The 5,121-nt window shown below is 39.8% G+C and carries 5 protein-coding genes and 3 pseudogenes; 1 reads left to right on the forward strand and 7 read right to left on the reverse strand.

Annotated features, from left to right (window positions below):
* Nucleotides 1–190, forward strand: a pseudogene (locus I1A59_RS08985) (IS110 family transposase); the annotation flags it as partial.
* A gap of 137 nt (nucleotides 191–327) precedes the next feature.
* Here I1A59_RS08985 and I1A59_RS08990 read toward each other — a convergent pair.
* From I1A59_RS08990 to I1A59_RS09020, 7 genes and pseudogenes are all read right to left on the reverse strand, one after another.
* A pseudogene (locus I1A59_RS08990) lies at nucleotides 328–612 on the reverse strand (PTS sugar transporter subunit IIB); the annotation flags it as partial.
* A 13-nt stretch (nucleotides 613–625) separates the two neighbouring features.
* Nucleotides 626–1,813: a glycoside hydrolase family 88 protein gene (locus I1A59_RS08995; RefSeq protein WP_196092429.1), complete on the reverse strand. Its 1,188-nt coding sequence runs from the start codon at nucleotides 1,811–1,813 to the stop codon at nucleotides 626–628.
* Complete coding sequence (locus I1A59_RS09000) at nucleotides 1,794–2,261, reverse strand: PTS N-acetylgalactosamine transporter subunit IIA (protein ID WP_196092430.1); 468 nt, start codon at nucleotides 2,259–2,261, stop codon at nucleotides 1,794–1,796. The genes I1A59_RS08995 and I1A59_RS09000 overlap by 20 nt, the downstream gene beginning before the upstream one ends.
* Before the next feature lie 23 nt (nucleotides 2,262–2,284).
* Complete coding sequence (locus tag I1A59_RS09005; RefSeq protein ID WP_196092431.1) at nucleotides 2,285–2,917, reverse strand: bifunctional 2-keto-4-hydroxyglutarate aldolase/2-keto-3-deoxy-6-phosphogluconate aldolase; 633 nt, start codon at nucleotides 2,915–2,917, stop codon at nucleotides 2,285–2,287.
* Between the two features lie 12 nt (nucleotides 2,918–2,929).
* Nucleotides 2,930–3,931 carry a sugar kinase gene (locus tag I1A59_RS09010; protein ID WP_196092432.1) on the reverse strand — a complete coding sequence of 334 codons (1,002 nt, stop codon included), beginning with the start codon at nucleotides 3,929–3,931 and terminating at the stop codon, nucleotides 2,930–2,932.
* A gap of 17 nt (nucleotides 3,932–3,948) precedes the next feature.
* Entirely contained in the window at nucleotides 3,949–4,587 is a 639-nt protein-coding gene (locus I1A59_RS09015; protein WP_196092433.1) for an RpiB/LacA/LacB family sugar-phosphate isomerase, read from the reverse strand.
* Nucleotides 4,588–4,621: 34 nt separating this feature from the next.
* Nucleotides 4,622–4,939 (reverse strand): annotated as a pseudogene (locus I1A59_RS09020) (SDR family oxidoreductase); the annotation flags it as partial.
* Nucleotides 4,940–5,121 lie beyond the last annotated feature (182 nt).

Raw genomic sequence — 5,121 nt, forward strand, 5'->3', positions numbered from 1 at the left:
CAACTCTGTCAGACGTTATGACGAAGAATACAAAGCCTATTACCAGAAGAAGTGTCAAGAAGTACCAAAAAACAAACATAAACGAGCTCTCGTCTTAACTGCTAGAAAATTTGTGCGTCTGGTGGATGTGCTACTACGCAACCGCCAACTCTATACGCCACCAAGGAGGCTTATGGAAGATACCTATTAGGATCTGCACACTCCTTGAAAATCTAGTGAAAATTGATTGAAAAACATCATTTTTCGCTAGCTCTTTTCAGTGCGCCCTTTTTTCTGAAAAAAAGAGTAACTGCTCAGAACTTTGAACTTGACTTTTCACCACTAGACTTTGACGAGGGTTAAGGCATCTGGTAAGTCTTTCATCACCAGAAAAATCGTCTGAGCTGGATTGGCCTTGTGAATGACATCAATAACTTTCTGCAAGGAGAAAAAGCGCATTGCAACAGAGCTTGGAATAACAGTTTTCATTAATGTTTGCTGAATAGGGTCTTCACTCACTTCATCGTTTGCAACAATAACTGTGTTACACCCCAAACTCTTTGTCCACAACTGACCTTGTCCATGAATCAAACGTTCGTCAACACGCGCCATTACAATATTCGGTGTCGCCATAAAATACTACCTCCTACCAATATGGATCCCAATCCTTATAAAAACGGATTAGGGCTTCTAAATAATAATAATCGCCCCAAATATTTCCTTGGTCAACCCCTTTTCCAGAATGCCAGGAGTAGACTCCGTGTTCCAAAATAGGTTTGCCAGGTTTCAAATCTTTTGTTGAATAATGTTCGATCAAAGAGCGAAGCATGCCATGCATGGCATATTTATAAGTTAGTTTATCGTCATCTGTTTCTGGTAAATATTTCAACATCTCATGAATTCCACAAACCGCAACAGCAGTCGCAGATGAATCACGGGCCTGGCCACTACCATCTGAAAAAATCAAATCCCAATAAGAAACAGAGTCCTTAGGCAAGCGATTTAGAAAATAGTTGGTAACCCCTTTAAACAGGACGATGCTCTCTTCGTCTCTATTTTTCCGATAGATTAAAGGAATTCCATAGATTCCCCAAGCTTGTCCACGAGCCCAAGAAGAATCATCGCTGTACCCCTGTCTAGTAACTCCTTTTAGGGGGGTACCTGTTTGCGGATCAAAGTAATAGGTATGGAAGGTTGAGGAGTCGTCTCGAATAACTGTTTCAACAGAAGTATAGAAATGTTTCATCGCAATATCATAATAATGCTGCTTCCCAGTCGTCTCCGAAGCAAAGAAGAGTAACTGTAGATTAAGGAGGCAGTCAATAATAAGTCGATAGTCTTCTGCTTTCCCTAAAACTCCCCAAGCTTGAATAAACTCTCCAACTTCTTGGTAACGTTCCAATAACTTATCCGCTGCTTTGATGGATGCTACTAAAGCTTGAGGATTCCCTGTTAGTTTATAATCTGCCACACAGGACGGTGAATACAGAAATCCTAAATCATGATGATCTAATTCAATTCGATTTTGAACACGATCTAAGAAAGACAGCGTGTTTTTCTGAGCCAAATCTTTGAAAACAGGATTCGAGGAATATTCATAACTTAGCCAAAGTAAACCGGTCCAAAAGCCATTCGTCCACTCAATATTTTCAATAACAGAGTAGAAATCAGCAGAAGCGGCCGGGCTAGGGTAAGCTTCTCCGAAATAGGTAGTATTCAAAAGAATTTGTTCAACAGCTAGTTCAATTGCTGCCTTCACTTCTTCTTTAGATAATAGCTGTTCTTGCTTAAATTGATCTGCTCTTTGAATTGGTTCAACAGTAACCCGCTTCATAAATCCCTCCCTTTAAAATACCATCTTGAAATAGGACAGCTGTTTCCTCTTTTTGATTTAGTAGAGAAACAGAATCTACTATTCCATCTTTTCCAACTTGAACCAATTTCTCAATAAGAGTTTCAAAATCGTAGTTTAAGTGAGAGAAGCTAGCGTCTAATAACATGGCTAAATTTAAGCCTGATAAAACGACTACCTCATCATTAGGGAACTGTTGAGCAACTTCAATACTAACTTTAAAAGGAGTTACACCCAATAAATCTGTTAAGATGAGGGTCTTGTCATCCTCTGGAATCGCTGAAGCAACGTGATCACCAAGCTCCCTTGCGGACATTCCGTCTACAAAATCAATAGGCAAAATATTTTCCAAATCACCAGCAATTAGCTTTAAAGAACTCAAAATGCCACTTGCAAAATTTCCATGTGCTACTACGATAATCTGTACCATTTTCAACTCTCCTTATTCCTGAGTCATTGTCTAAATTTGGAGTATCCTCGTGCGATCTCTTGTATCTTGTCAAATTCACCTTGGCTGGCTAAACGGTTAAATTCACCACCAATGCCAACCACATCCACTCCAGTATCTAACCACTCTCCAACAGTGTCTAGCTTGATTCCTCCAGTAACCATAATGGATACCTGAGGAATAGGAGCCTTAATAGCTGAAATATACTCCCGCCCTAACACACTGGCTGGAAAAAGTTTGACCATGGGACACCCAGCTTCAAGAGCGTGAGTTATTTCTGTTAAGGTCATACAGCCAGGAATATAGGGAATCGCATATAAATGACACATAGTGGCAACTTCCCTGTTAAAGGATGGGGAGACAATATATTGAGCCCCCGCTAAAATAGCTAACCGGGCAGTCGCTGCGTCTAAGACAGTCCCAGCACCAACTAAAACAGCTGCGTTGGCTTGATAGAGTTTCGCTAATTCTTGAATGACTTGACTTGCTTCTGGATTTGTATAAGCTACCTCTAAAGCTGTTAGACCACCAGCAATGCAAGCTGAGGCAGCCCTCAAAGCATTCTCTTGACTGTCACCACGTAAAACAACCACAAATTTTTGCTCTCGTAAATGTAAAATTACTTCTTGTGAACCCATAATTCAACTCCTTTATCGAATGACATCCCTAGCTTCGCCTAAGATAGAATAGATGTTGTGAACTGACTGAACCATAAAATCACCTTCTAAACTACATTTATAAAGCCCGCTAGCTAGAGCAAAATCTGTAACATCTTTGATGCCCTTTCCTCGCAGTAGTTGGTACAGAGCACCAGCTACAAATGCATCTCCACTTCCAACTCGCTGAAGCACCTGCGTCTTTAATGCTTTACTGGAATAAAATGTTTCCATTAAACCATACGCTTGATAGGTATGCGTGCCATTTGAATCAACTTGCCGAATGGTATGAAAAATTCCTTTTAGGGAGTACTTTTTCTTCAAGATTGACATCCGATGTTCTAGCTCTTCTTCACTTGCCCCATCACGATTAAATAAAGTCCAATCGTCTGGATTTTGTAAAAGAGGTTCAATGCCAAAACAATAGTCGGCTAGCGATGCAAACTCTGAAAATAGAGTTTTAGCTTTCCTCATCTCTATTAAACTGGAGCGCCAATTTAAATCAAATGAGATTGGAATATGGAGTGACTTTGCTACTGTTAAGATTTTTTTGAGCCAAACTGATGCGGAAGTTGCAACCGCTAATGTAATACCGCTAAAATGTATCCACTCAACCCCATCTAATACATCTTCTGTAGTGATAGATCTTTCATCAATACTGGAAAAACTTGAAAACTTACGATCGTAGTAAACTTTGCTTGTTCGACAGCCAAAGCCTTCCTCTAAATAATAAAGTCCTATTCGGTCACCTAAGCGTAAAATAGAACTGGTATCTATACCATGACTTGATAAAAAGGTAGAGAAACGGTCCCCTAGAGAATTTTTGGGTAAAGCTGTAAAAATTTTAGCCTCTTGACCAAATCCCTGTAAGGTACAAGCTATATTCACTTCAGAACCCCCAAAAAAACATTTAGCATCAACACCATCCGAAAGCTCAAGATGATGTAGTGGACTAATCCGAATTAAGGGTTCACCGATTAACAATACCTTTTTCATCTTACTTCCCTCTTAATCTATTCCAAGACTGATTTCAAGTACTGTGAAATTTCCTCGTTTTGAGAATTGGCAAAGAAATATTCTTGAAAATGTTCCCCAGCAATTGTTTCTTTTAGAAAATCTTGATCAATTTCTTTCAAAACTGTTAGTAAATCTTTATAGGTTATTTCCTTCATTTCGCTTAAGATACGGGCGTTTCTTTGCTCTGGAACAGCACGTTCACGGGGATAGCCTCCTCCCATTTCATCAGCAAACAGACGTTCAAATATTAATTTAAGATTTAACTCTGCTCCCCAGCCGAATCCTTTAGCAAACGGAATGGATAGAGCATTCCCGCCATTAATCTGAGAAAATAGATAGGCGTCTGTAGGATCTGAAGCGAACCCACAAGTAACACCTGGGAAGCTATTAGCAGCCAATAAAGCTCCAATACCTGTTCCACAGCCAGTAATCACAAAATCAGCTGCTTTACTGACCAGAAGAATAGAAGCTAAAAGACCATTTTGAACATAGGTTAAAGGGCTTTCTCCTTCAACTCCATACATGCCGTAGTTAAAGGCCTCATAACCTTTTTCATCGGTAACTTCTTTCAATGTTTTGAAAATCAAGCTATTTTTAGACGCCTGACTATTTTCATTAATAAGTGCAATCTTCATACGAAACTCCTTTCAACTTTCACAACAAACAAGATTAATCGGATGGCTGTTTGCCGATATAGGCAAGGATTCCGCCATCTACATATAGGATGTGGCCATTTACAAAATCACTAGCATCACTCGCTAAAAACACTGCAGGACCTACTAAATCTTCCACTTCCCCCCAACGTGCAGCTGGAGTTTTAGCAACAATAAATTGATCGAAGGGATGACGACTACCGTCTTCTTGGATTTCGCGGAGTGGGGCTGTTTGCGGCGTTGCAATATAGCCAGGCCCTATCCCATTACATTGAATATTCGCAGCACCATATTCAGAGGCAATGTTTTTCGTTAACATCTTCAAACCTCCTCGTAATATAAGTTTAGAGGGTTATTAAAACCCAGTTTGAACAATAATTGTATAAATACTTGACTATTGCAATGTTTCCCAGAACAATAGAGTTATGGAAAGGACTCATGGTTGTTTCTTATCCTCCTTGTTGCTCAGTCTTCATTACAAAGTCTGTTACCCAGCCCTTCATTTTACCTCCAACC

It is taken from the genome of Streptococcus sp. NLN76, assembly GCF_015686645.1.
Lineage (GTDB): Bacteria > Bacillota > Bacilli > Lactobacillales > Streptococcaceae > Streptococcus.